The sequence below is a fragment of the Erythrobacter sp. 'gip.4 top 5' genome, from assembly GCF_056495765.1.
In genome coordinates this window covers 2111265-2135008 of record NZ_CP200270.1, presented here as the reverse complement: position 1 = coordinate 2135008, position 23744 = coordinate 2111265, and the positions used below count along the sequence as shown (strand labels likewise).

Sequence of the window (23744 nt, the reverse complement as noted above, 5' to 3'; positions counted from 1 at the left end):
TTTTTCTTCAGCGCAAAGACAGGCTCGCCGTCAGGCTGGGTGAGCATGGCTTATACCAAATCCCGATGAGGCTGACTCATGGGGGATTTCCAAGGCGCTGATTTTCTGATTCACCGGAGCAAGCACGAGGAGGCTTGCGATGGCGACGGCGATTGGTGTTCGATCAGATTTCACTTCGCGGGATTTGAGCCGATTTTCCCGACGATGTGACGATCCGGATCAGGTACGGCGGTTGTTGGCGTTGGGCTTGATCCTGGACGGCAGCAGCCGGAGCGAAGCGGCCAAAGCGGCTGGCGTGACGCTGCAGGTCGTGCGGGATTGGGTGATCCGCTTCAATGCTGATGGCCCGGACGGGCTGATGTCACGCAAGGCCCCCGGCAAAGTCTCGATTCTGAGCGATGAGCAGCGCCGCGCTCTTGCGCAGCAAGTTGAAGCAGGCCCGATTCCTGCGGCGCACGGGGTTGTCCGCTGGCGTCTCATCGATCTGGCGCAGTGGGTGTGGGATGAGTTTGGCCTGTCGATTACCAAACAGACGCTGAGCCGTGAGATGCGCGCGCTGGGCTTCCGCAAGCTCTCGGCCCGCCCTCGTCATCGTGGCCAGAAAGCGGATGACATTGCCGATTTTAAAAAAACTTCGCAGGCCAGTTGGCAAAAATCCGACTATCCTTGCCGCACGGCACCGCGATAGAACTGTGGTGGCAAGATGAGGCGCGCATAGGCCAACAGACCAAGCTCACCCGCCGCTGGGCCAAGCGCGGAACCCGGCCCTGTGCGCCCAAAGACCAGCGCCGGGCCTCAGCCTGGATCTTCGGGGCCATCTGTCCCGCCGAGGGCAAGGGTGCTGGCATCGTCATGCCCCGTTGCAACAGCGAGGCCATGAGCATGCACCTCGAAGAGATCGCCTTCCACGTCGCGCCGGGGGCGCATGCCGTCTTGATCCTCGATCAGGCCGGATGGCATGGCTCGGCGGAACTGGTCGTGCCCGCCAACATCACTCTCATGCCGCTGCCGCCCAGGTGCCCGGAGCTCAACCCCGTCGAAAACGTCTGGCAGTTCATGCGCGACAACTGGCTCTCCAACCGCATCTTCTCATCCTACGACGACATCGTCGACCATTGCTGCTTCGCTTGGAACAAGCTCGTCGATCAGCCCTGGCGCATCATGTCCATCGGCATGCGCCAATGGGCGCATGGGTTCTGATCAATGGGACTTGGTATTAGATGAGCGCCAAGTACAGCGAAACCGGCAACCAGCTTTACGTGGGCGCAGGCGACCGTGAGCATGACTGACCTGCGCAAGGCCTTGGCGCGGGCGGGTGCGGTGGCGCTCGCCGTGCCCGCTCTGCTGCTGACCGGCTGCATCACCGCGCCCGAAGCCCCTGCGCCCATCGCCCGGGCCGAGGCACCGCTGTTCGACCCCTTCACTTTCTTCCTCGGCACCAGCCGCGGCGAAGGGGTGCTGACCAAAGCCTTCACCGATCCGGTCCCGGTGCGGGTGGAAAGCCACGGCACAATAGTGACTGAGGGTTTTCGCGAGTCCAGTTGGGCCGCGCCGCCGCGCCGGGTCATGGTGCTCGTTCAGGTGGTGCGTGAAGGGGACAAGCCTCCGCGCAAACGCCAGTGGCGCCTCACTGAAATCGCGCCCGGGGTTTACGAGGGCACCCTGTCCAGCGCGATCGGGCCGGTGACGGGCCATGTCGACGGCAACCAGCTGGTGCTGGAGTTCCCGGTCAAAGGCAGTTTCAGGGTGCGTCAGGAACTCACCGTGTCACCCGATGGTCGCCGCGCCCATAATGTCATGCGCGCCCGCCAGCCGGGCGTGACCGCGGCGGTGTTTGTAGAGAAAATTTGCAAGCCAAACTCTCAGTTTCAACACAGTAGGAGAAACTTGCCGCGCTTTCAAAATCAAACCTTTTTACCTCACTTGGTTTAGCGCACTTTCGATTGAAGTAGCGCACAAGAACTCCGATGTTGTTTTGTGGCAATCGTGAAAACTTGAATTCGTGAGCGATTCTTTACGCTCTGGTGCCGTCGCAGACTGCCGTTCATCGCGCACAGTTCGCCGCTTTCGGCGAAATGCGCTAATAGATAAGGACAAACATCATGACCAACTTTGGCAAGATCACGCATTACAACACGATCAAAGGCACCGGCATGATCTCCCCCGAGGATGGCAGTGATGCGCTTGCGTTTGACCGGACCGGTTTGCAGCAGCAGGCACAAGAGCCGCGTTCGGACCAGCTTTACACCTACGGCACGCAGATGGGCGCCAATGGCGAGACGCTGGCCGTGAACCTTCAGATGGAGCAGAGCCGCAGCGCCGATCCGCAGCACAGCGGCCAGAGCGGCAATGACGGCGGCTTTGATCAGACCGGGCAGAGCCAGGCCCGCGCCAATCAGGATGCCGCCCGTCGCCCCGGCGTGGATGCGCAGCGACCCGGCGTGGAGACGCAGCACGGCGAAATCAAGCGCGATCTTCCCAACGTCGGCGCCAGCGAATTTCAGCCGCTGCGTGCGGACGCTGGCGATATGCGCCAGAGCCAGCAGAGCCAAAGCCACAATCCGGGTCAAAGCGATGACACCACGAGTCACGCAGAAGCCGATCACGTAGGCGTAAGCCGCGCCGGGGTTCAAAACCCTGACACCGGCGGGATGCGCACCAATCAGGTGAACCACACAAGCAGCGTCTTCCAGCCGCTTGAACAGGGTCAGGGTCAAGCGCGCGTCAGTGATCCGATCAGCCAGGATATGCAGCACGGCAACGAGCCCGGCCAGAACCAACAGGGCTTGAATACGCAGAACCCGAAGCAGCAGGGCCAAACGCAGCAGAGCCCAGCCCCGCAGGCCCCAACCCCACAGGGCCGCGACGATCGGGACCACAACGACACGATTCAGTACAACCGGGACGGCGATCCGGTCATTTCGCAGAAACCGCGCGGCAACGCGCCGAACCTCGACAATCGCCGCTAATGGCAGCGGCGCTGATATCACGGGGCAGGCTCACGCCTGCCCATTCATGAACAGGTCGATCATACTGGCAGATACCGAGGTGTCCCATGTGATCATCCTGTTTAGAAAGATATACTTATCTACTGTCCCACCATTGAGATCGAGCTATCTTAGGTGACAGGATCGGGCGTTCGCTTCGCGCAAAATTGTGACGCGTTCCATACTTATTGCGAAGCGGCCGTCGTATCGGTTCCGGGCTTTTCCATGATCGTACTCCGGCGACCGCAATCATCGTCGTAAAAATGTTTGGTGGCCTGAAGATGGAAAATGCTGAGGGCCATATGACTACACCCAGGCTTCGCCAGACCCATCATCGCTGTTTCACGATCCGCCGGTTATGACCAAGTCGGTCGTTCCAGCCCACGGTGCCGGCTAGCAGGAATGTCCGAAACTCGGCCATCGTGGCCGATTGGCAATTTTGTCCGATTTAGTGTTATCCGCAGGCGCTTGGCGATGACCGATTTTAGGGCGCCTTTCGGGTCAGCAGTTTCATCCACCGTGGTTGACTACTTTCGGCTCGAATAGACATTGATCAGCGGGGACGGCATCCACTGGCTCTGGGTTGACCACGACTTTAGGGCCAGTCCCATGCACGAGCGGCAGCGCCGGTAGTATCAAAGGTGATCGGCGACTTTAGAGCCCTAGCAAATTTTGCTGGGGTATCTCTGGGGGTATACCCTAGCCACATGGCGCACCAAATTGGCGGAAGACGGGCATTATCTGCCGCCCTCGTGACTGCCACCCTGTCCGCCACTATCCATCCTGCCAAAGCTTCGTGGCCACTCCGGACCTAGATCTTGCATCGGCACACCTCTGGCTTTGCGTCAGTTCGCCTGTGTGTGGGCTGTCACCAACCACGCCTTGCTGGCGAGCATGACGCCTTCGCCAGCGCGGTGGTGGCGGGCGAACATCGCGCCAAGATCAGCGCGGGCGGCATTCTGTACACCCTCGCCATGATCAGCCAGCACCCTGCCAACCGCCATAGACGCCAGAACAAAGTCGGTGGCATCTTCGGGTGTTGCGCCGGCTCCGCCCACGGCCTGAAGCCCCTGATAGGTCGAAATATCAATGCCCGAAAAGCCCGCAAGGGTGAACACGTCCTCAAGATACGCAAGGTCTTCAAAAGCGAAAGGGCCGGGCGCGCGGGGAATGGCTGGGGGGATTTCCACATGGCGGCGCACCACGCCCATCACCTCCATCATCCACAGATTGTCGCGCGGGTTGGCCCACACCGCGAGGTCGATCCGCGCCTTGGGTGTGAGCAGACCGCGCAAGTTGACAAAGGCCGAGACAGGATCGTCGAAAAACATCGATCCGAAACGCGAGAACAACCGGTCGAAGAGCGGTTCGTCGACACGAGCGGTAGCCGCATCTGCGCAGACAAAGCGCGCGGTGCTGCCCGCGTCGGCTGCGCGCTCCTCAGCCCGCGCAATCAGCATCGGTGCGACATCGAGGCCAAGCGCTGCGCCCTGCGGTCCCACAATCTGCGCAATCGCAAGCGTCGTCGCCCCGCCGCCGCAACCCAAATCCAGCACGCGCTCGCCCGGTTGGAAATCTGCGCGCTCCAGCAGCGCGTTGCCAATCGGCGCGATCATGCCTTCAAACCGGTCGAGATTGGCAAGCCAGCGCGCACCCATCTCCCCGGCCCAGTCCTCGCCTTTCATCGTTTCAGGTCCGGTCTGGGTCATGGCTTGTGTCTCTGGTCTAGAAATGGATCGCCCGCCCGTAAGCGTCGAGCACGCTTTCGTGCATCATCTCGCTCAAGGTCGGGTGGGGAAACACGGTCTGCATCAGTTCGGCCTCGGTCGTCTCGAGTGTCTTGCCCACGGTGTAGCCCTGGATCAGTTCGGTGACCTCCGCGCCAACCATGTGCGCGCCCAGAAGTTCGCCGGTCTTGGCGTCGAAGATCGTCTTGATAAAGCCTTCCGCCTCGCCCAGCGCGATGGCTTTGCCGTTGCCGATGAAAGGGAAGTTGCCAACGCGGAGTTCGTATCCGGCCTCTTTCGCTGCGGCTTCGGTAAGCCCCACGCTGGCGATTTGCGGGTGGCAATAGGTGCAGCCCGGTATGTTGTTGCGGTTGAGCGGGTGCGGATGCACTTCGGTGTTGCCGAGTTCCTGCGCGATCGCTTCCGCGCAAGCCACGCCTTCATGGCTGGCCTTGTGCGCCAGCCACGGTCCGGGGGTGCAATCACCGATGGCCCACAAGCCGGGGGTTTTGGTGCGGCCATAGGGGTCGATCTGGATGAAGCCGCGTTCCATCTCAGCGAGGTTATCAATGCCGATATTCTCGGTGTTGGGGACGATGCCGATGGCGACGATTACGTGGGTGAAGTCGCGGGTTGCAGCCTTGCCAACCTTATCTTTGATGGTCGCGGTGATGACCGCGTCGGAAACCGTGATATCCTCCACCCCGGCGCCGGTCAGGATCGCGATGCCCTGCTTCTTGAGCGATTTTTCAAGGAAGCTTGAAACGTCGGCGTCTTCCACCGGTACGATCCGGTCGAGCATCTCGACGATGGTCACTTCGCTGCCCAGATCGTTGTAGAAGCTGGCGAATTCGATGCCGATTGCGCCCGATCCGATCACCAGCAGTTTTTCCGGCAATTCTGTGGGGGTCATGGCGTGGCGATAGGTCCACACGCGCTTGCCGTCTGCCTTGGCGAAGGGCAGGTCGCGGGCGCGCGCTCCGGTGGCGACGATGATGTGTTTGGCGGTGAGCGATTCTTCGCCTTTGTCTGATGTCACCATCAAGCTGTTTACGCCTGTCAACGTGCCCTCGCCCATGTGAACGGTGATCTTGTTCTTTTTCATCAGGTGACCGATGCCCAGATTGAGCTGTTTGGCCACCCCGCGGCTGCGCTTGACGATGGCGGCGAGGTCCGCTTCGATCCCCTTGGCGACGAGGCCGTAATCCTTGGCGTTCTGCATATAGTGGAAGATCTCGGCCGAGCGCAGCATCGCCTTGGTCGGGATGCAGCCCCAGTTGAGGCAGATGCCGCCCAGGTTCTCGCGTTCCACGATGGCAGTCTTCAGGCCCAGCTGCGCGCAGCGGATCGCCGCGACATAGCCGCCGGGGCCTGAACCCAGCACGATCACGTCATATTGATTAGCCATTATCGTTTTCCTTGGGGAGGAGCAGCGCTTCACTGGCGGCGATGGCACGCGGACGATTATCCTCACCGATCAGCACGAATTTGAAAGTGCCCTTGGCGACCAGCGTGGTGGCCTCGCCGTTGCGTTCCCGCGCGATGGCTTCGGCGGCGATGGTGAGCGAGGTGGTGCCGGTAGCGATCACATTAGAATAGACGCTGAGTTCGTCCCCCACGGCCATCGCGCCGGGAAAGGCGAAGTCGGTCGCGGAGACGACCACTGCCTTGCCCTGCCCCACACGGCTTGCGAGGCTGCCTGCGCCAAGCGCCATCTGCGCCATCAGCCACCCGCCGAACACCCCGCCATAGGGGTTGGTGTCAGCGGGCATGGCAGTGACGCGGATTTGGGGCGGACGGTCAGTCATATGCCAGCCGTTTTTCTTCGAGCTCAAACCAAAGGGCTGCTGCCAGACCGCCCCCTATCGCGCCCAGAGCGATAACAATCGGGACAGCTACTAGCCCAAGCCAGCCAAGCAGTATCACTGATGCCGCAACGGTGCCGACGCTCGTCCCGGCCGCAATCAGTACAGCGCGTTTATGTGCCAAGCCAAACTTCCGAAGGCTCAAAAGGGCAGGCAGTCCGAATGCTAGCCCGCCGGCAAAAACGAAGAGCGCATAGAACGGCGCTACTAAAAGCGGGTCCAATAAGAACTCGAACGGAGAGGGTAACCTGCGGTTGTCGGCCCAAGAGATAATGCCGCCGACGTAAGCGAGCGCAATCGAAACCAGAACTGCAATCAGCAGAAATGAGGCGATTGGACGAAACGTCGTCACACCACCAGCCCCATCGGGTTCTCGCACAGCTGTTTGATCGCCTCCATCAGCTGTGCGCCATCGGCCCCATCAATGGCGCGGTGGTCGAAGCTGCCGCTCGCGTGGAGCACCGTCGCCACCTCGATCTTCCCATCTACCACATAGGGCGCCTGCTGCCCTGCCCCGACCGCGAGGATCATGCCCTGCGGCGGGTTGATCACCGCGTCGAACTGCTTGATCCCGAACATGCCGAGGTTGGAAAGGCTTGCAGTGCCGCCCTGATATTCGTGCGGTTGCAGCTTGCCTTCGCGCGCCTTGCCCGCAAGCGTCTTCATCTCGGTCGCGATCGCGGCGAGGCCCTTGGTGTCGGCGCTGGTGATCACCGGTGTAATCAGGCCCGAAGGCGCGGCCACGGCCACCGACACGTCGGCGCGCTCGTAACGGCGCAGCGTGTCACCGTGATAGCTGACATTGCACTGCGGCACGCGGATCAGCGCGCGGGCCAGCGCCTTGATCAGCAGGTCATTGACGGACAGCTTCACGCCATCGGGTTCGAGCGACTTGTTGAGCTGCGCACGCAGTTCCAGCAGCGGATCGAGCCTGATGTCGATGGTAAGGTAGAAGTGCGGGACGGTCTGCTTGCTCTCGGTCAGGCGGCGAGCGATGACCTTGCGGACTTTCGACAGCTTCTCTTCGGCAAACGGCGCGCCGCCTTCCACCGCCGGAGCAGGCGCGGGTGGCGCAGCCGTGTCCGGGGCAGTACTGATTTTTGTCGCTGCCGCAGGTGCCGTTGTACCGGCGGTGGCCTTCTCGACATCATCCTTGACGACCCTGCCGTTCGGTCCGGTGCCCTTGATCTGCGCCAATTCGATCCCCTTGTCCGCAGCAATCCGCTTGGCGAGTGGCGAGGCGATGATGCGCTCGCCGGGATCAGCTGGGGCAGGTGCAGGTGCGGGCTTGGCGGCAGGGCTTTTCGCAGCGGACGGTGCGGAGGCCTCACTCTTGACCGGCGTCTTCTCGGCAGGCGCGGATTCCGGCTCCTTGGCCGCCGGTGCCTTTGCAGGGGCCTCTTCCTCGCCCTCCACCGTCAGCCGCGCGATAACGGCGCCGACTTTCACGTTTTCCGTGCCCGCTTCGACCAGAATCTCGGCGATCATGCCTTCATCGACCGCTTCGAACTCCATCGTCGCCTTGTCGGTCTCGATCTCGGCCATGATGTCGCCCGAGGATACCGTGTCCCCCACCTTCACCAGCCACTTGGCAAGCGTGCCGTCTTCCATGGTAGGCGACAATGCCGGCATCTTGATGTCCAAGGCCATGATCCGCGATACTCCCGTCATCGATCCTGCGTTGCGTCTCTGGCCAATTCCCCGGCAGCGGGCAAGGCCCAGCGTGGGCTTTGGCGCACAGGACTTGCCAATCCATACGAATGCATTGATACCTTCGCGCCAAACGGGGCGTCAGAACATGCGTACATTCCTGGTCATTATCGACGAGAGCGAAGAGGCGACCTGGGCGCTTCGCTATGCGGCGCGGCGCGCAGTCGCGGTGGGGGGCGCTGTGCATTTGCTGGCGCTGGTCCCGCAACAGAACTTCAGCGCGTTTGGCGCCGTGCAGGCGACCATCGAGGAAGAGGCGCGTGACCGGGCGGAGATGCTGGCGCATGGCGTCGCAGGCAATCTGCTGGCCGAAAGCGGGATCATGCCGACGATTTCGGTTAAGATCGGCCAGGGCCAACGGATTGTCAGCGACTTCCTGGCCGAGCATGATGAAGTCGCCGCGCTGGTGCTGGGCGCAGCCAAGGGCGCTGCCCCCGGACCGCTGGTTTCGCATTTCTCCACCGCGGCGGGCAATCTGCCCTGCCCGCTCTACATCATCCCCGCCGACTACGACGAGACCGCCAGCGATCATCACGCCTAGGCGCTATTTCTTGCGACCCTGATGGCGGATATTGCCCGGACGACCGCGCTGTCCAACGGCAAACTTGCCCGCCTTCCGTGGCCCACCCGATCCGCTCTTGCGATCATCCGGCCGCGCGCCGCGGGTCTCGATCGCCCCTGCATCAGCATCCGGCAGCACAAACTTGAGCGCGCCGGTGAGCGGATTGGCTTCGGCCAGCTTCAATTTCAGACGGTCGCCGCTGGCGTAAGTGGTTCCGCTGTCGGTGCCGACCAGCGCGTGCGCGGCATCGTCATGGCGGAAATACTCGCCCCCCAGCGTCGAGATCGGAACCAGACCGTCGCCGCCCATGCCGATGATGGTCGCAAAAAAGCCAAAGCTCTGGACGCCGGTGATGCGGGTTTCGAACACCTCACCCACCCGCGCCGATAGCCATGCCGCGACATAGCGGTCGATAGTGTCGCGTTCGGCCTCCATCGCGCGGCGCTCGGTCTGGCTGATCGCGTCGCTGACCTGTTGCAAACTGGCGCGGTCGCGGTCGGACAGACCACTGGTGTCGGGGATAGATCCCGGCGGAGCGGGCTGTTCCAGCTTATAGGCATCCACCAGCGCGCGGTGCACCAGCAGATCGGAGTAGCGGCGGATCGGTGAGGTGAAGTGCGCGTAAGACCCCAGCGAAAGCCCGAAGTGCCCGGCATTGGCGGAGCCGTAATAGGCCTGCGTCTGGCTGCGCAGCACGGCTTCCATCACCAGCGCCTTTTCCGCCTCGTCGGTCACGTCTTTCAGCATCCGGTTGAACAGACCGGGTGTGATGACTTGCCCCATCGCCAGCTTCTTGCCCATCGTGGCGAGGTAATCGCGAAGCGCGATCAGCTTCTCGCGGCTTGGCGGTTCGTGAATGCGGTACACCACCGGGGCGGTCTTGGCTTCCAGCGCCTTGGCCGCAGCGACATTGGCGGCGATCATGAAATCTTCGACCACACGGTGCGCATCGAGCCGTTCACGAACGGCAATCTCCGCGATGTCGCCTTTTTCATTAAGCACGACGCGGCGTTCAGGCAATTCCAGCGCCAACGGATCGCGCGCATCGCGGGCAGCGGAAAGCGCCTTCCACGCGTTCCATAAATGGCTGAGATATTCCGGCGGATTGCCGCTATCGACGGCCTTCTGGGCACCTTCGTAAGCGATGTTATGCGCAATCCGCACCAGCGCGCGGGTAAAGCGGAAACTGGAGATCTTGCCATCGGCGTTGATGTGCAGGTGGCAGGCCATTGCGGCGCGGTCCTCGCCCTCTTTCAGCGAGCAGACATCAGCTGACAGGATTTCGGGCAGCATTGGCACGACGCGGTCGGGGAAATAGACCGAATTGCCGCGCTTCCGCGCCTCGCGATCGAGCGCGGAGCCCGGGCGCACATAGAAGCTGACATCGGCAATCGCGACCAGTGCGTTAAAGCCGCCCTGCCCGTCAGGCTCGGCCCAGATCGCGTCATCGTGATCGCGCGCGTCGGCGGGGTCGATGGCAACGATGGGTAGATGCCGCAGGTCTTCGCGGGTCTTTTCGGACAGCTTAAGCTTGGCGGCGCGGGGCGCTTCTTCCAGCGTTTCTTCGGGGAAGACATTGGGGATGCCATGCTTGGCAATCGCGATCAGGCTGAAGCTGCGCGGGGCGAGCGGATCGCCGACCACTTCGACCACTTTCACGCCCGCCCGGTCTGACCGGCCGACGCGTTCGGCAATCACCAACTGCCCTGCCTCGGCCGCGCCGCGATCGGCAATCGGCGTGGACTGGCGTACGCGCTTGTCCACCGGGGCGAGCCAAGCCTTGCCGGTCTTGTCGATCTCGACCACGCCCATCAGCCCCTCGGTGCGCGAGGGCAGCTTTTTCATGACGTGCGCGCGCAAGCCTTGCTCGGTTTCCTCGGTGCGGGCCAGAACGCGGTCACCGCGCTTCAAGGCAGGTGGCCGCTTCATGCCGGGCTTGGGGCGTGGTTCGCGGATGGTGAGGCGCGGGGGCTTTCCCGGGGCTTCGGGATCCCAGTTGTCAGGCTCGGCGATCAGGTCACCGTCTTCAATGGCGACGATCTTCAAGGTCGTCACCTTGGGCACCCCGCCCAAGCGATGGAAGGCAGATTTCTTCCCGTCGATCAGCCCTTCTTCGGCCATGTCCTTGAGCAGGGCCTTGAGCTTGATTTTCTCCTGCCCTTTCAGCCCGAACGCCTTGGCAATCTCGCGCTTGCCAGCAGGAATGTCAGAGGACTGGATGAAGTCGAGCACCTGTTTTGCGCTCGGCATACCTTGGGGGAGTTTGATGGGCTTGGGCATATCCCCCCCCTACCCGTTCACCATAAGCTTGTCGAAGGGATGCACTTCACTTTTTGCCACTCTGAGGAAGAAAAACAGTGGTTGGCCTTTGGCCAGCTTCGCTTCCGACAAGCTCAGTACGAACGGAAGGCGGTTATTCCTTCGCCACTGGCTCAAACGCCCCGCCGGGGACAGCGCTGGAGACGGGCGAGCAGTATTCGCCGGCGCAGGCTGCAACGCCAAACATCCAGTCATCGCCGCGAAGGGGGATGGGAAGCGCGATTTCGTCAGGCTGCTCAAACTCGTCGCCAGCCTCCACCAACGCCTGCCACGTCTCGCCCTTGCTTCCTGCCGGCTGTTCCTTGCGCCAATCCGGTTCGTCAGGACGGCGGACGCGGATCCTGTAGCTTGCAGTGCCTACGGAAACCCATTGCAGCAAACTGTCCACCCGCACCGCGGCATCCACTGTCACCTTGGGTGGCATTGGCGCACGAGCCAACGCGTCGAGCGCGCGAACATTCAGCGCCGTCACGCCTGCAAGATAGGCGAAATCCATCTCCTCAATGGTGTCACCGTAGAACACCCCATCCTCGGTGCGCAGGTCCTGATGCTGGTGATCGTAATCCTCGACCCCCACGGAGAAACGGATCGCGGGGTAGCCCTTTTGCAGGAACGGCACCTGATCCCCGCCCCGCCCCATGCGGTCGGTGCGCCAGATCTGGCGGACCTGCATTTCGTCCGGATGCTTCTCGGCCAAATCGGCCACCCAGCGCGACAGGTTACGTCCTGGCGAATCGTTTTCGCCGCCATAGCGCGTTTGCGACGCACGCAGGCGTTCCGTCAGGTCGGCACGCGGACCTTCGGAAAAGACGCGCACCACCTTGGGCTCGCAATAGCCGTCTTTGCCGCAGGAATTGCCGATGATGTCGTTGTTGAGCACCGCCTTCACGGTGAAGCCCTGCGCCGCGGCCCAATCGGCGAGGATGCGTCCGCCATGCAGGCCCTGCTCCTCGCCCGATAAAAGCGCGTAGATGATGGTGGTAGGGTATGTGGTGCCGCTGAGCACACGCGCCGCCTCGATCACCAGCGCGGTGCCCGATCCATCGTCGTTCGCACCCGGCGCGTCGGAAGTCGCGTCCATCACGTCCGTTACGCGGCTGTCGATATGGCCTTGCACAATCACCACTTCGTTGGGTCGGTCGGTCCCGCGCTGGATCGCCACGGCATTGCGCACCAGTGTTGGCACAGGGATGCGCGGACCAGTGACGGTATCGCCCACCGGCAGCACCTCTAGGCATCCGCCGCACGTCGCGCCGATCCGCGTGAACTCCGCCAACCCCCAATCGACCGCCGCACCGATACCGCGCTTGGGATCGTCCTGCACCGAAAGCGTGTGGCGCGTGCCGAAGCCGACGAGCGTTTCGACATCGCTCTTCAGCCGGTTTTCCGAAACCTGTTCGGCGGGATGGGTCTGGGCAGCGATGGGAGCGGCGACGAGGGCGGTGAGCAGCAGAGCGTGTTTGATCATGCCCGCCTGTCTGCCCGCCTGCCGATGCCGACGCAAGCCCCGGCGCCGGTCTTTAGTACGCGCGGGCAATCAGGATGCGTTCGCTCGCCGGCTCGCCCGTAAAGATGCAGGTGCCGCCGGCCGGCTTGCCGCCGCGGGGCACGTTGCGGATGGTGAGCTTGAGCGCCTTCAGCTTCTCAACCACGGCGTCTAGCTCCGCGCCCGTTGGCTTGGCCCACTCGACTTCAACCCAGCCCGGATATTTGCCGCCCTTTTCGAAATGATCGGCCACGGCCTGCCACTCTGTCACATCGCGGGTGATATTGGCATCGCGGCGCGCGCGGGCTTCCTCGTAGAGGCTGGACTGGATCGCTTCGAGAAGTCCGCCGGCCTCGGCCACGAAATCGCCCTGAGCGGGGTAGGTGAAAGCAGGCTTGCCGTTGACGGTGTTCCACAGCTGATCGCGCCGAAGCATCGCGACCTTGCCTTCGGCCATGTCGCGGGGGCCGACCTCGATGATGATCGGCGCGCCCTTGCGCACCCAGTCCCAGCGCTTGGCCGCTGCCTTGCCAGGCTTTGTATCCAGCAGCACGCGCACCCGCTCACCCAAGGCTGTCTGGCCTGCCAACGCGACGCGCAATTCGGCGCAATAAGCAATCAACTCAGCATCTTCGGGAGCCTCACGCAACATCGGAATGATGACGATCTGCTGCGGGGCGATGGCGGGCGGCACACGCAAGCCGTCGTCATCGCCGTGGGTCATGATGACCCCGCCGATCAGCCGCGTTGAAACGCCCCAACTGGTGGTGTGGCAGAATTGCTGCGCGCCTTCGCGGTCCTGGAACTGGATCCCGGCAGCGTGCGCGAAATTGGTGCCGAGGTAGTGCGATGTGCCGGCCTGCAAGGCCTTGCCGTCCTGCATCATCGCCTCGATCGACCAGGTTTCGACCGCGCCGGGAAAGCGTTCATTCTCGGGCTTCTCGCCAGCGACCACTGGCAAGGCGAGATCATCTTCGGCACAGGCCCGGTACATCTCCAGCGCACGGTGAGTTTCTTCTAGCGCCTGTTCGCGATTCTCGTGCGCCGTGTGGCCCTCCTGCCAGAGGAATTCGCTGGTGCGCAGGAACATCCGCGTGCGCATTTCCCAGCGCACGACATTGGCCCACTGGTTGGTGAGCAGCGGCAAATCGCGCCAGGACTGGATCCAGCGTGCCATCGCATCGCCGATGATCGTTTCGGAGGTCGGGCGCACCACCAACGGCTCTTCCAGCTTGGCCGTAGGATCGGGGACCAACCCGCCCTTGCCATCGGAAATCAGCCGGTGGTGGGTGACGACCGCCATTTCCTTGGCAAAACCTTCGACGTGTTCCGCCTCACGGGTGAAATTGGCGAGCGGGATGAACAGCGGGAAATAGCAGTTCTGCACGCCTGCCGCCTTGATCCGGTCGTCCATCAGGCGCTGAATGCGTTCCCAGATGCCATAGCCCCATGGCTTGATGACCATGCAACCGCGCACGCCCGATTCTTCGGCCATATCGGCGGCGCTGATGACTTCCTGATACCACTTGGCAAAGTCGTCTTCGCGCTTGACGGTGAGCGCGTGGCGGATCTGGGACACGGGATCGATTCCTGTTTGAACGGGCACGGCGTCACGCCTGCGAAAGCGCGCCGCTTCGCGTTATTTGCCCAGTTCGTCCAGCTTCTTTTGCATCGCGGCCATTTGCTCGCGCAAGACGGCCAGTTCGTCGCTGTTTTCGCTCGTTTGCAGCTTGGCCTTGGGTTTGGCGACTCCGGGCAGGAAAACATCGGCGGCGGCGCGCATCATCGCCATGTTGGTTTCATGAATTGCAGCGAACGGGGTTGCACTGATGCCCTTGTCAAACGCCTCGCGGATCTTGGTCTGATTGTCGCGGAAGTTTGCCATGCTTGCTTCCAGATAAGACGGCATCATCGCCTGCATGGAATTGCCATACATGCCGATAAGCTGCCGCAGAAAACTGACGGGCAGCATCTGTTCGCCATTGGCTTCTTCGTCCATGATGATCTGGGTCAGAATCGAATGGGTGATATCATCGCCGCTCTTGGCGTCCAGCACCTGAAACTCGACATTCTCGCGCACCATCCGGGCAAGATCGTCCAGCGTGATGTAGCTCGACGAGGCGGTGTTGTAGAGCCGCCGGTTGGCGTATTTCTTGATCGTGATCGCATCGCCTGCTTGACCCGATGCTGCCTTCGCCCTGCCGACCATTGGTTTTTCGTCCCGTTAAATTTACCCGGATAGTCGGCCTTAGCACCTGCACAAGCTGCGGTGCAATAACCACCGCGCAAACAATCAGGTACGCCGCAGGCGTGCGCCGATAACCGTCAGCATTTCATAAGGTGACAGCGCGTTTTGCCGCGCAGCATCGGCAATGTTCCAGGGCACCTCCAGCCAGTCTGAAGCGGCAAGGTCTGGCGCGGCGGTGAGATCGACCACCACCATATCCATCGACACCTTGCCCAGGATCGGCAGGCGGCGCCCCTCGTGCCACAGGGCATTGTCCGGACCGCGGCTGCGCAAGAAGCCGTCGGCATAACCCATTGAGACGGTTCCAACCCGCATATGGGTGTTTGCGATGAAGACCGAATTGTAGCCGACGCCATCGCCGGGCCCGAGCTGGCGGCATTGCAGGACCTGCGCCTCGACGCGCGCGACCGGGAGGATAATGTCGGCCAGTTCTGCTCGGGGAACACCGCCATAAAGCGCAAGGCCGGGCCGGGTCACATCCAGCGCAAACCTGCTTCCCAGTGCAATGCCTGCGCTGTTGGCGAGACTCAATCGCTGGTGCGGTATCGTATCGGCGGCTTCGCCCAGCAGTTCCGCCTGCATCCGGTTCATCGCCGTGTTCTCGTCCGCGCTGGCGAGATGGCTCATCAGAATATCGACCTCAAGCGCCGCAATCGCAGGATCGCCAGCCTCTCCCGGTGCAATGCCAAGGCGATTGATCCCGGTGTCGATCATCAGGTGACACCGCCCCCCGCCGGAAGCCGACCACAAAGCGGCCTGTTCCAGCGAGTTGATGACCGGCACCGTCCCCACCGCCCGCGCATAAGCGCATTCAGCCTCATTCGATATGCCGTGGAGGACAGCGATCTGTGCGCCGGGCACATGGGTGATCACATCGGGCACCTCGCTCCAATGAGCGACGAAAAACGTTTCGCACCCCGCATCACGCAGCACAGGCACGCAGGTTGCCGTGCCGAGACCGTAACAATCCGCCTTCACCGCCGCCCCCGCGCTGGCACTGCCTGAGAGCTTGTCGAGCGCCCGCCAATTGGCGGCAAGCGCCGCGTTATCGACCGTCAAGCGCAAGCTGGGAGGGGGCAAAGACGGGCTGATACGTCCGGCCTCGTCACCCAAGATATTATCAGTCATCAGCAAAATCTTTCGGAGGCCCGCTTGGGATGCCCCACCAGGCCACTACCAACCCGAAGGCGACCACCGCGAAGGTGTACCACAGCCCGGCATAGATATCCCCGGTGCGCGCTACGATCACCCCGGCGATCAGCGGCAGGAAGCCACCCAGATAGCCCGCGCCAATATGGTAGGGAATGGACATCGAGGAATAGCGGATTCGCGGCGGAAACATCTCTGATAGCAGCGCTGCAACCGAACCATAGGTCAGCGCCGACAGCATCCCCAGCGCAAGCAACACATCGACGATCCCGATGATGTTGGCCAGTGGTGGCTGCTGCTTGGCAAAATCGAACCCGTACGCGCCCAGCGCTGCACGAAGCCCATCACGCCGCGCCGCGCCATCGGCGAACCACGCGGGATCAATTGCAATCGGATTGCCGCCTGCGGTGACTCGCAAAGCCTCGCCCGCTGTCAGCGCATAGGGCACGCCTGATGCCGTCAGCGTCTCCAGCACCTTGCCACAATCGGTTTGATCGCGCTGGAACAGCTCGGCAAAGGGATCGGTTTCGCAAGCCGGGCCGCTGACCACCACCGGCGCACGCTCTGCAGCGGCGGCAAGGCCGGGATTGGCGAAACTGCCCATCAGCCAGAACAGCGGGAACAGCAGCGCCAGTGATGCTGCCGCGCCGATGATGATCGGCTTCTTTCGCCCCACGCGGTCAGACCACTTGCCGATGATGACGTAAAAGCTCATCGCGATCAGGCCCGATACCAACAGCACCAATTCCACCGTCAGATCATCGACATGCATCGGCCCGCGCAAAAAGCTCATGCCCGAGAAGAAGGCCGTGTACCAAATGGTCGTCAGGATGCCGGTGATCCCGAACAGCGCGACAAACAGCCGCTTCGGGTTGCCGGGATAGGTCAGGCTTTCGACAAAGGGGTTAGACGAGGTTTCACCCGCCGCCTTCATCGCCTGAAACACAGGGCTTTCCGACAGTTTCAACCGCATCCACAGCGAGATTGCCAGCAGCCCGATCGACAGCAAGAACGGCACCCGCCAACCCCAGGCGGCAAAGGCGTCTTCCGGGATCAAGGCACGACAGGCCAGCACCACGATGATCGACAGCACGAACCCGCCCGCCACGCTCGCCTGGATGAAGCTGGTATAATACCCGCGCTTTTCCGGCGGGGCGTGTTCCGCGACATAGATCGCCGCCCCGCCATATTCGCCGCCGAGCGCGAGGCCTTGCAGCACCCGCAGCGCGATCACGATAATGGGCGCGGCGATGCCGATGGTGTCGACCGTGGGGATCAGACCGACGCCCGCCGTGGCAATTCCCATGAGGGTGACAGTGACAAGAAAGGTGTATTTGCGCCCCAGCCTGTCTCCCAGAAAGCCGAACAGAACGGCGCCCAACGGGCGAAAGGCGAAACCGACCGCAAAGGTCGACCACACCAGCAGCAGGCCGAGAGTTTCGTTATCGGTGGCGTAAAAGGCATCCTTGAGGATGTAGGCAAGCGTGCCGTAGATGAAGAAATCGTACCATTCAAAGATGGTGCCCGCGCTCGACGCGCCGATGACCAGCCGGATTTCCTTCTCGCTCGGCTCGCGCAGCGCGAGCGCCTCGGCTTCTGCCATGTGTGTCACATCCCCTTTGCGCCGCCGGCCCCTGACCGTGTCGGGTAAACTCTCATGGTCACCCCTAGCGTGCGCCTGACCCTTGGGAAAGCGCCTCGCACGCGGACTTCCACGGCAACAGCAGCGCGCCGTGGCGACCGGGGTGGGCAAGCGCGGGCGCGATCAGTTCAAGACCCGGCCAATCAGGCAGGTTGCCCTCACCTGCGAGCCATTGGCTGATCGCAGCCTGCGTGATGATGATCGTTGATGGCGCTGCACCGATCGCGCCTCGGGCAAGCAAGGCGGCCGAAGCCTGGCCGATAGCGCAGGCGCTAACCTGCATGCCGATCTGCGAAACCGCGCCGTCGCTACCAAGTGTCAGGCCCATCGCGATTACGCTGCCGCAGCTGCGCGACCGCGTCTCGGCGCGCAATTCGAGCGCCTGAGTCAGCGGAAATTGCGATAGCTCAGTGGCAAGGCCAAGCAGTGCGGGCGAATAAAGCTTCGCCGCCGGACGATTGGTCATGGCGATCAGCGCGTTGCCCGTCTGGCTGCGGCTTCGCGAGCAACCTGCTCGCTACGCAACCTGTCCCGTCGCACAGCAATGGAGGGAAGCAATTGGCGTGAGAACGCATCAGCGGCGGCGTAGGTGCGCGCTTGCGTGATCCACAGCGGTCGGCCAGCGTAACCCCAGCTCTGGTCAAAGCCGGTCACGAGCAGTGCGAAAGCAAAGATCGCGATCAGCGCGCCTTTGACGGCACCAAAGCCGAACCCCAGCACCCGATCAATCGGCCCGAGGACAGCCCCTTCGGACACGCTGCTGGCGTTGCCGATGATGACCTTCATCGCGGCATAGGGGATCAGCAGCAACAGCGCAAAGGCCAGCAACGACACGGCAGGTTCAGCCTGATAAAGCGTCCGCAACCCCGTGGTCAGATCGGAGTGAAGAAAGCGAACCGCTAAGGCGGCCAATACCCAGGATGCCAACGACAGCACTTCTTGCACCAAACCACGCATAAAGCCGCCAATGGCCGCTACGCCCACAATGATCGCAATGAGGATGTCGAGAAGTGCCATGGGGCTGAGGATTATGCGCTGCCCATCACCTGGTCAACGACGTTCGCAAGTGCGGCGAGCCCGCGATAATCGGAGCCTGCGCTATCGGTCGCCGCGCCTGCGGGCCCGTAGCACCGCGTAAAGCCGAGCTTGGCAGCTTCACGAAGCCGCAAGGGCGCGTGGGCGACGGGGCGGATTTCTCCGGCGAGACTGATTTCTCCAAACCACGCCGCCTTGTCTGGCAAGGCCCGGTCGGCCAGCGCGGAAACCAGCGCGGCCGCCACCGCAAGATCCGCGGCAGGGTCTGTCAGACGGTAGCCGCCCGCGATGTTGAGATAGACTTCGGCGGACGAAAAGTTCAGCCCGCAGCGCGATTCCAGCACCGCGAGCAGCATGGCAAGCCGCCCGCTGTCCCATCCCACCACCGCACGGCGGGGTGTTGCGCCCGATTGCAGGCGCACGATCAGTGCCTGAATCTCTACCAGAACCGGGCGCGTGCCCTCCAGGGCTGGGAATACCGCACTTCCCGCTAACGGCGTATCGCGCCCTGACAGGAACAGCAGCGATGGGTTGGCCACTTCCTCCAGTCCCTCGGTGGCCATGGCGAACACCCCGATTTCATCGACAGCGCCAAACCGGTTCTTGAGCGCGCGCAGGATACGGTATTGGTGGCTTCGCTCGCCTTCAAAGCTCATGACGACATCGACCATGTGTTCCAGCACACGCGGGCCGGCGATGGTGCCATCCTTCGTGACATGGCCGACAAGGACGACAACGCAGCCGGTTTCCTTGGCGTAACGGATCAGTTCAAGTGCGCAGCCGCGCACCTGGCTGACTGTACCGGGCGCGCCTTCGATCGTGTCGGAATGCATCGTCTGGATCGAATCGATCACCAGCAGCGCCGGCGGCTCGCCATTGCCCAGCGTTGTCAGAATGTCGCGGACCGAGGTTTCCGACGCGAGCCGGATCGGTGCGTCGGCCACGCCCATGCGGCTTGCGCGCAGGCGCACCTGCCCCGCGGCTTCCTCACCACTGACATAGACAACATCGTTCCCGCCGCGGGCGATGGTGGCTGCGCATTGCAGCAGCAGCGTTGATTTGCCGATACCCGGATCACCGCCGAGCAGCACCGCCGAACCCGGCACCAGGCCGCCCCCCAAAGCGCGGTCGAACTCGGCCATCCCGGTCGATTTGCGCACCGGCAGCTTGGTCGGGGCGTTCAGCGGCTCGAACGCCACAGCCCGCCCGCCGCTCGACAGATCGTGCTTTTGCGAAAACACTGTCGCCGGCACATCCTCAACCAGCGTGTTCCATTGCCCGCAATCAGCGCATTGGCCCTGCCAGCGCGGGGACACCGAGCCGCAGTCCTGACACACATATCGCCGTTTCGCCTTAGCCATAATTATGCGCCATAATGAGAACAGATGTTGAACGCAATTGCATCTCTTGCGTCTTGCCCGCTAGACAGTGGGGATGCGTCAAAAGGAATTACGGCTCGCTTTGGTGTGTTACGGCGGGGTCAGCCTTGCCGTCTATATGTACGGCATCACGAAGGAAGTCTGGCATCTGGCGCGGGCGAGCCGTGCGTTCCATCACACCTCTGCCACGACGCTTGGCGGTGTAGCGGCGGCCTATCGCGATTTTCTGCAGGCGCTGAGGCAGGATCACGGGCTCAGTTTGCGGGTGCTGCCTGATGTTCTGACCGGCGCGAGCGCAGGCGGGGTCAACGCGGTCTTCCTGGCGCAGGCGATCCATGCCGGTCACAGCCTGGAGCCGTTGACCGATCTGTGGCTTTCCAATGCCGATGTAAGCGAACTGACCGATCCTGACGCCGAACCCATGTGGCGCTTTGCCAAGCTGTGGGCGCAGCCGATTGCCGAATGGTTTCTCAGCCGCCCCGGCAATGCCGTCAGTGCGACCGTATCCCTCGAAACCCGCTCCGAAGTGCGCGCCAAGGTTTCGCGTCTGGTGCGCGGGCGCTGGTTCAGCCCGCCCTTTTCGGGCGCGAAGTTTTCCGCGATGCTGTTGGAGGCGCTGGGAAAGATGGAAGCGGAGGGTGATGGCTTTCCCTTGCTTCCTCCCGGTTATCCGGTCGATCTGATCGTGACCGCCACGGATTTTCGCGGGCATCCCAACCGGCTGCGGCTGAATTCGCCCCCTCATGTTGAGGAAACCGAGCACCGCTTGCCGATCACCTTTCGCGCAAGGGTGGGGCAGCGCGGCGCGGCGGGGATGTTGGCCGATCCGCTTGAACTGGTGCTGGCCGCCCGCGCTACGGCAAGTTTTCCGGGCGCCTTCCCGCCACTTACAGTTGCCGAGGTTGACGCGCTCGCCGCGGATGAAGGGCGCGAATGGGCTGGCCGTGATCGCTTTCTTACCCGCACGATGCCGATCCATGCCGCCAACGGAAGCCTGGATGAAGTCGCTTTGATTGACGGCGCGCTGCTGGTGGGCGCGCCCTTCGGCGCGGCGCTGGCCGCGCTCCACGGACGCCCAGCCCAGCACGAGGTGGACCGCCGCTTCGTCTATCTCGACCCACGCCCTGACCGTGGCAGCCCCGCGCCCGGCAACCGCACGCGCGACGTAGGCTTCTTTGGGGCTATTTTCGGCTCGCTCTCTACCATCCCGCGTGAACAGCCGATCAGAGATGATCTGGAGCGGATCGATCAGCAATCACGCGATGCAGCGCGCCTGAAGCGGGTCGTCATGGACTTGCAACCCGATATCGACCGTGCGGTGGAAAAGCTGTTTGGCTATACCTTCCTGCTCGACCGGCCGACGCCAAAGCGCCTTGCAGGCTGGCGTTCCAAGGCGCAGCAGGCCGCAGCCGAGCGCGCAGGCTACGCTTTTGGCGCCTATGCCTTGACCAAGTTTGACGGCATCTTGAACCAACTTGCGCGGCTGACGCTGAAGGCTGCCGGGCTGCCCATGGTGGATAGCGTCCCGCTGATTAACGCCTTGCGCAGAGAGCTGGAGTCGCGTGGCCTCGATCAATTGACCGATACGCAAAGCGGCGCAACGGCCGCTGCGATCGGTTTTTTCCGCGCCCATGATACGGGTTTTCGCATCCGCCGCTTGCAGATGCTGGCGCGCAAGCTGGCGCGGGATTGGCAGGTGGACCCCGACATTTCGCCGGATGCACTCGACCGTGCGCGGGACCGGCTGTACGAGATTCTCGCGCTCTACACCCACGCCGATGACGGCGTGCTGCAATCCTCCGCGTTCCGCAAACTGGCGGCGAACGCGGTCAATGCGCCGGGTGCGTTGCTTGATTTCCTCAGCGCCGAGCGTCTGCTCCCCGCAACCGATCTTGCCGCTGAGGAATTGTTGATTGATGCGCTGGAAGACATGCCCCGGCTGCTAAAGCGGCGGATGTTGCTGACCTACCTCGGCTTTCCCTTCTACGATGTGGCCACCCTTCCCCTGTCCCGCAGCGAAGGTTTTGACGAATTCAATCCGGTTAAGATCGACCGTATCTCCCCCGACGATGCGTTAAGCATCCGCGAAGGCGGCACAGCGGCGACCTTGCGCGGGATCGAGTTTTACAATTTCGGTGCGTTCTTCAGCCGCGATTATCGTGAGAACGACTACCTGTGGGGACGCCTCCACGGTGCGGAGCGGATGATTGATCTGGTCGCATCGACCGTGTCCGAAGGCGTCGCTGCGGATGCAACCAAAGCCGCCAAGCGTGCAGTATTCCTGGCCGTGCTGGAAGAAGAGGAGGCGTTGGGACGCTGCCAGAGCAGGCTTATCGACCAGATTCGCCGTGAGGTGCATGAGCGCATGGGGTGAACCCTTGCTTGCGATCATACCGGATCATAGCATCATCACGAGATTCAGCTTCCAAACACGTCCTTCAGCTTGTTGAAGAAGCCGCGGCTTTCGGGGCACTCGTCCCCGGTTTCAGTCGCCTTGAACTCTTCCAGGATTTCCTTCTGACGGCGTGACAGCTTGGTGGGCGTTTCCACCACAATTTCCGCCACCAGATCACCCCGGCCGCGCCCTTGCAGCACCGGCATCCCGGCGCCGCGAATTCGCAGCTGCTTGCCCGACTGGATCCCGACCGGGATTTCCAGCCGATTGGTCGTCCCATCGAGATCGGGGATTTCGACAAAACCGCCCAGCGCCGCCGTGGTAAAGGTCACCGGCACGCGGGTCGCCAGCGTGGTGCCTTCACGCTCGAACACCTGATGGGGTTTGACGTGGAGGAAGATGTAGAGATCTCCGGAGGGCGAGCCGCGCTGGCCGGCCTCGCCCTTGCCTGACAGGCGGATGCGGGTGCCGGTGTCGACACCTGCGGGAATATCGATCTGGAGCGTCTGGGCCTTGTCCACCCGGCCCTCGCCCCGGCAATCGCGGCAGGGATTCTCGATCACAGCACCGCGACCATTGCAGGTGGGGCACGGACGTTCGATCACGAACAGGCCCTGCTTGGCACGAACGCTGCCCATGCCGTTGCACAGGTTACATTGGCGCTCCGAGGTGCCGGGCGTCGCGCCGCTGCCATCGCAGGTATCGCAGGCCTGGCTGACCTCGATCTCGATCTCGGTGGATTTGCCGTGGAAGGCTTCCTCCAGCGTGACCTGCATATCATAACGCAGGTCCGCGCCGCGCCGCGTTTGCGGGCGCTGCGCACCGCCACCAAATGCACCGCCAAAAATGGTTTCGAAGATATCGCCGATATCGGCAAAATCGCCGCGACCGCCAAAAGGCCCGCCGCCGCCTCCGCCGCCACTCATGCCCTGCGTAAACGCCTCATGGCCGTAACGATCATAGGCGGCGCGCTTTTGCGGGTCTTTGAGCACGTCGTATGCTTCGCTGATCGCCTTGAACTTGGCTTCAGCACCGGCATCGCCCGGATTACGATCCGGGTGAAACTTCATCGCAAGCTTGCGGTAGGCGCTCTTGAGCGCGGCGGCATCGGCATCGCGCGCGCATTCAAGCGTGGCGTAGTAATCGGATTGTGCGCTGGACATGGTCTTGACCTATTCCCCGTTCCCACCGCCCGCCGCCGCGCCGGATCTGTGATCCGGTCGCTGCGGCGGTACGTTGG

The 23744-nt window shown here is 62.6% G+C and carries 20 protein-coding genes; 5 read left to right on the top strand and 15 right to left on the bottom strand.

All coding sequences use genetic code 11. The features are described from left to right. The first annotated feature begins 139 nt into the window (after positions 1-139). The 3 genes from ACRANW_RS10275 to ACRANW_RS10265 all read left to right on the top strand — a co-directional run bounded on the left by ACRANW_RS10275 (position 140) and on the right by ACRANW_RS10265 (position 2969). Positions 140-1200, top strand: a protein-coding gene (locus tag ACRANW_RS10275; RefSeq protein WP_479431320.1) for an IS630 family transposase whose coding sequence is annotated in 2 segments (ribosomal slippage) — positions 140-632 and positions 632-1200 — 1062 coding nt in all. Because the reading frame shifts where the segments join, the coding sequence is not laid out codon by codon here. 81 nt (positions 1201-1281) lie between these two features. Continuing rightward, positions 1282-1932 (top strand): hypothetical protein, encoded by a 651-nt coding sequence (locus ACRANW_RS10270; RefSeq protein WP_479431704.1) that lies wholly within the window; start codon positions 1282-1284, stop codon positions 1930-1932. 170 nt (positions 1933-2102) lie between these two features. Further along, positions 2103-2969, top strand: a complete 867-nt coding sequence (locus tag ACRANW_RS10265) for a hypothetical protein (RefSeq protein WP_479431703.1) — start codon at positions 2103-2105, stop codon at positions 2967-2969. Positions 2970-3832: 863 nt separating this feature from the next. Here the strand turns inward: ACRANW_RS10265 and ACRANW_RS10260 are convergent. The 5 genes from ACRANW_RS10260 to ACRANW_RS10240 are packed head-to-tail and all read right to left on the bottom strand — an operon-like array spanning position 3833 to position 8229. Then, the gene (locus ACRANW_RS10260) at positions 3833-4696 is read right to left on the bottom strand and encodes a class I SAM-dependent methyltransferase (protein WP_479431702.1); all 864 of its coding nucleotides are present in this window, start codon (positions 4694-4696) and stop codon (positions 3833-3835) included. Between the two features lie 16 nt (positions 4697-4712). Beyond that, positions 4713-6122 carry a dihydrolipoyl dehydrogenase gene (lpdA, locus tag ACRANW_RS10255; protein WP_479431701.1) on the bottom strand — a complete coding sequence of 470 codons (1410 nt, stop codon included), beginning with the start codon at positions 6120-6122 and terminating at the stop codon, positions 4713-4715. After that, positions 6115-6522 (bottom strand): acyl-CoA thioesterase, encoded by a 408-nt coding sequence (locus tag ACRANW_RS10250; RefSeq protein WP_479431700.1) that lies wholly within the window; start codon positions 6520-6522, stop codon positions 6115-6117. Before ACRANW_RS10250 ends, lpdA begins: the two co-directional genes overlap by 8 nt. Then, on the bottom strand, positions 6515-6931 hold the full coding sequence (locus ACRANW_RS10245) for a hypothetical protein (protein WP_479431699.1): 417 nt from the start codon (positions 6929-6931) through the stop codon (positions 6515-6517). The genes ACRANW_RS10250 and ACRANW_RS10245 overlap by 8 nt, the downstream gene beginning before the upstream one ends. Then, a complete protein-coding gene (locus tag ACRANW_RS10240) occupies positions 6928-8229 on the bottom strand; it encodes a pyruvate dehydrogenase complex dihydrolipoamide acetyltransferase (RefSeq protein WP_479431698.1) in 1302 nt (433 codons plus the stop codon). The genes ACRANW_RS10245 and ACRANW_RS10240 overlap by 4 nt, the downstream gene beginning before the upstream one ends. Positions 8230-8377: 148 nt before the next feature. Between ACRANW_RS10240 and ACRANW_RS10235 the strand changes: the two genes are divergently transcribed. Continuing rightward, positions 8378-8830, top strand: coding sequence for a universal stress protein (locus tag ACRANW_RS10235; RefSeq protein WP_479431697.1), 453 nt, complete (start codon positions 8378-8380; stop codon positions 8828-8830). A 3-nt stretch (positions 8831-8833) separates the two neighbouring features. On the opposite strand, the gene rnr is transcribed toward ACRANW_RS10235, so the two are convergent. The 9 genes from rnr to radA all read right to left on the bottom strand — a co-directional run bounded on the left by rnr (position 8834) and on the right by radA (position 20091). Further along, positions 8834-11131: a ribonuclease R gene (gene rnr / locus ACRANW_RS10230; protein WP_479431696.1), complete on the bottom strand. Its 2298-nt coding sequence runs from the start codon at positions 11129-11131 to the stop codon at positions 8834-8836. A 133-nt stretch (positions 11132-11264) separates the two neighbouring features. After that, a complete protein-coding gene (locus ACRANW_RS10225; protein WP_479431695.1) occupies positions 11265-12638 on the bottom strand; it encodes a M20/M25/M40 family metallo-hydrolase in 1374 nt (457 codons plus the stop codon). A 52-nt stretch (positions 12639-12690) separates the two neighbouring features. Beyond that, positions 12691-14235, bottom strand: coding sequence for an aminoacyl--tRNA ligase-related protein (locus ACRANW_RS10220; RefSeq protein ID WP_479431694.1), 1545 nt, complete (start codon positions 14233-14235; stop codon positions 12691-12693). Between the two features lie 60 nt (positions 14236-14295). After that, positions 14296-14865 carry a polyhydroxyalkanoate synthesis repressor PhaR gene (phaR, locus tag ACRANW_RS10215; protein ID WP_479431693.1) on the bottom strand — a complete coding sequence of 190 codons (570 nt, stop codon included), beginning with the start codon at positions 14863-14865 and terminating at the stop codon, positions 14296-14298. A gap of 84 nt (positions 14866-14949) precedes the next feature. Continuing rightward, positions 14950-16032: an alanine racemase gene (gene alr, locus ACRANW_RS10210; RefSeq protein ID WP_479431692.1), complete on the bottom strand. Its 1083-nt coding sequence runs from the start codon at positions 16030-16032 to the stop codon at positions 14950-14952. After that, entirely contained in the window at positions 16025-17656 is a 1632-nt protein-coding gene (locus ACRANW_RS10205; RefSeq protein ID WP_479431691.1) for an MFS transporter, read from the bottom strand. The genes alr and ACRANW_RS10205 overlap by 8 nt, the downstream gene beginning before the upstream one ends. Before the next feature lie 64 nt (positions 17657-17720). Next, positions 17721-18161, bottom strand: coding sequence for an iron-sulfur cluster assembly scaffold protein (locus tag ACRANW_RS10200; RefSeq protein WP_479431690.1), 441 nt, complete (start codon positions 18159-18161; stop codon positions 17721-17723). A gap of 5 nt (positions 18162-18166) precedes the next feature. Continuing rightward, complete coding sequence (locus tag ACRANW_RS10195) at positions 18167-18712, bottom strand: CvpA family protein (protein WP_479431689.1); 546 nt, start codon at positions 18710-18712, stop codon at positions 18167-18169. A gap of 11 nt (positions 18713-18723) precedes the next feature. Next, positions 18724-20091 carry a DNA repair protein RadA gene (radA, locus tag ACRANW_RS10190; protein WP_479431688.1) on the bottom strand — a complete coding sequence of 456 codons (1368 nt, stop codon included), beginning with the start codon at positions 20089-20091 and terminating at the stop codon, positions 18724-18726. 73 nt (positions 20092-20164) lie between these two features. Between radA and ACRANW_RS10185 the strand changes: the two genes are divergently transcribed. Next, on the top strand, positions 20165-22483 hold the full coding sequence (locus ACRANW_RS10185; RefSeq protein ID WP_479431687.1) for a patatin-like protein: 2319 nt from the start codon (positions 20165-20167) through the stop codon (positions 22481-22483). A 44-nt stretch (positions 22484-22527) separates the two neighbouring features. Here the strand turns inward: ACRANW_RS10185 and dnaJ are convergent, their stop codons facing one another. Then, on the bottom strand, positions 22528-23667 hold the full coding sequence (gene dnaJ / locus ACRANW_RS10180; RefSeq protein WP_479431686.1) for a molecular chaperone DnaJ: 1140 nt from the start codon (positions 23665-23667) through the stop codon (positions 22528-22530). Between the last annotated feature and the right edge of the window lie 77 nt (positions 23668-23744).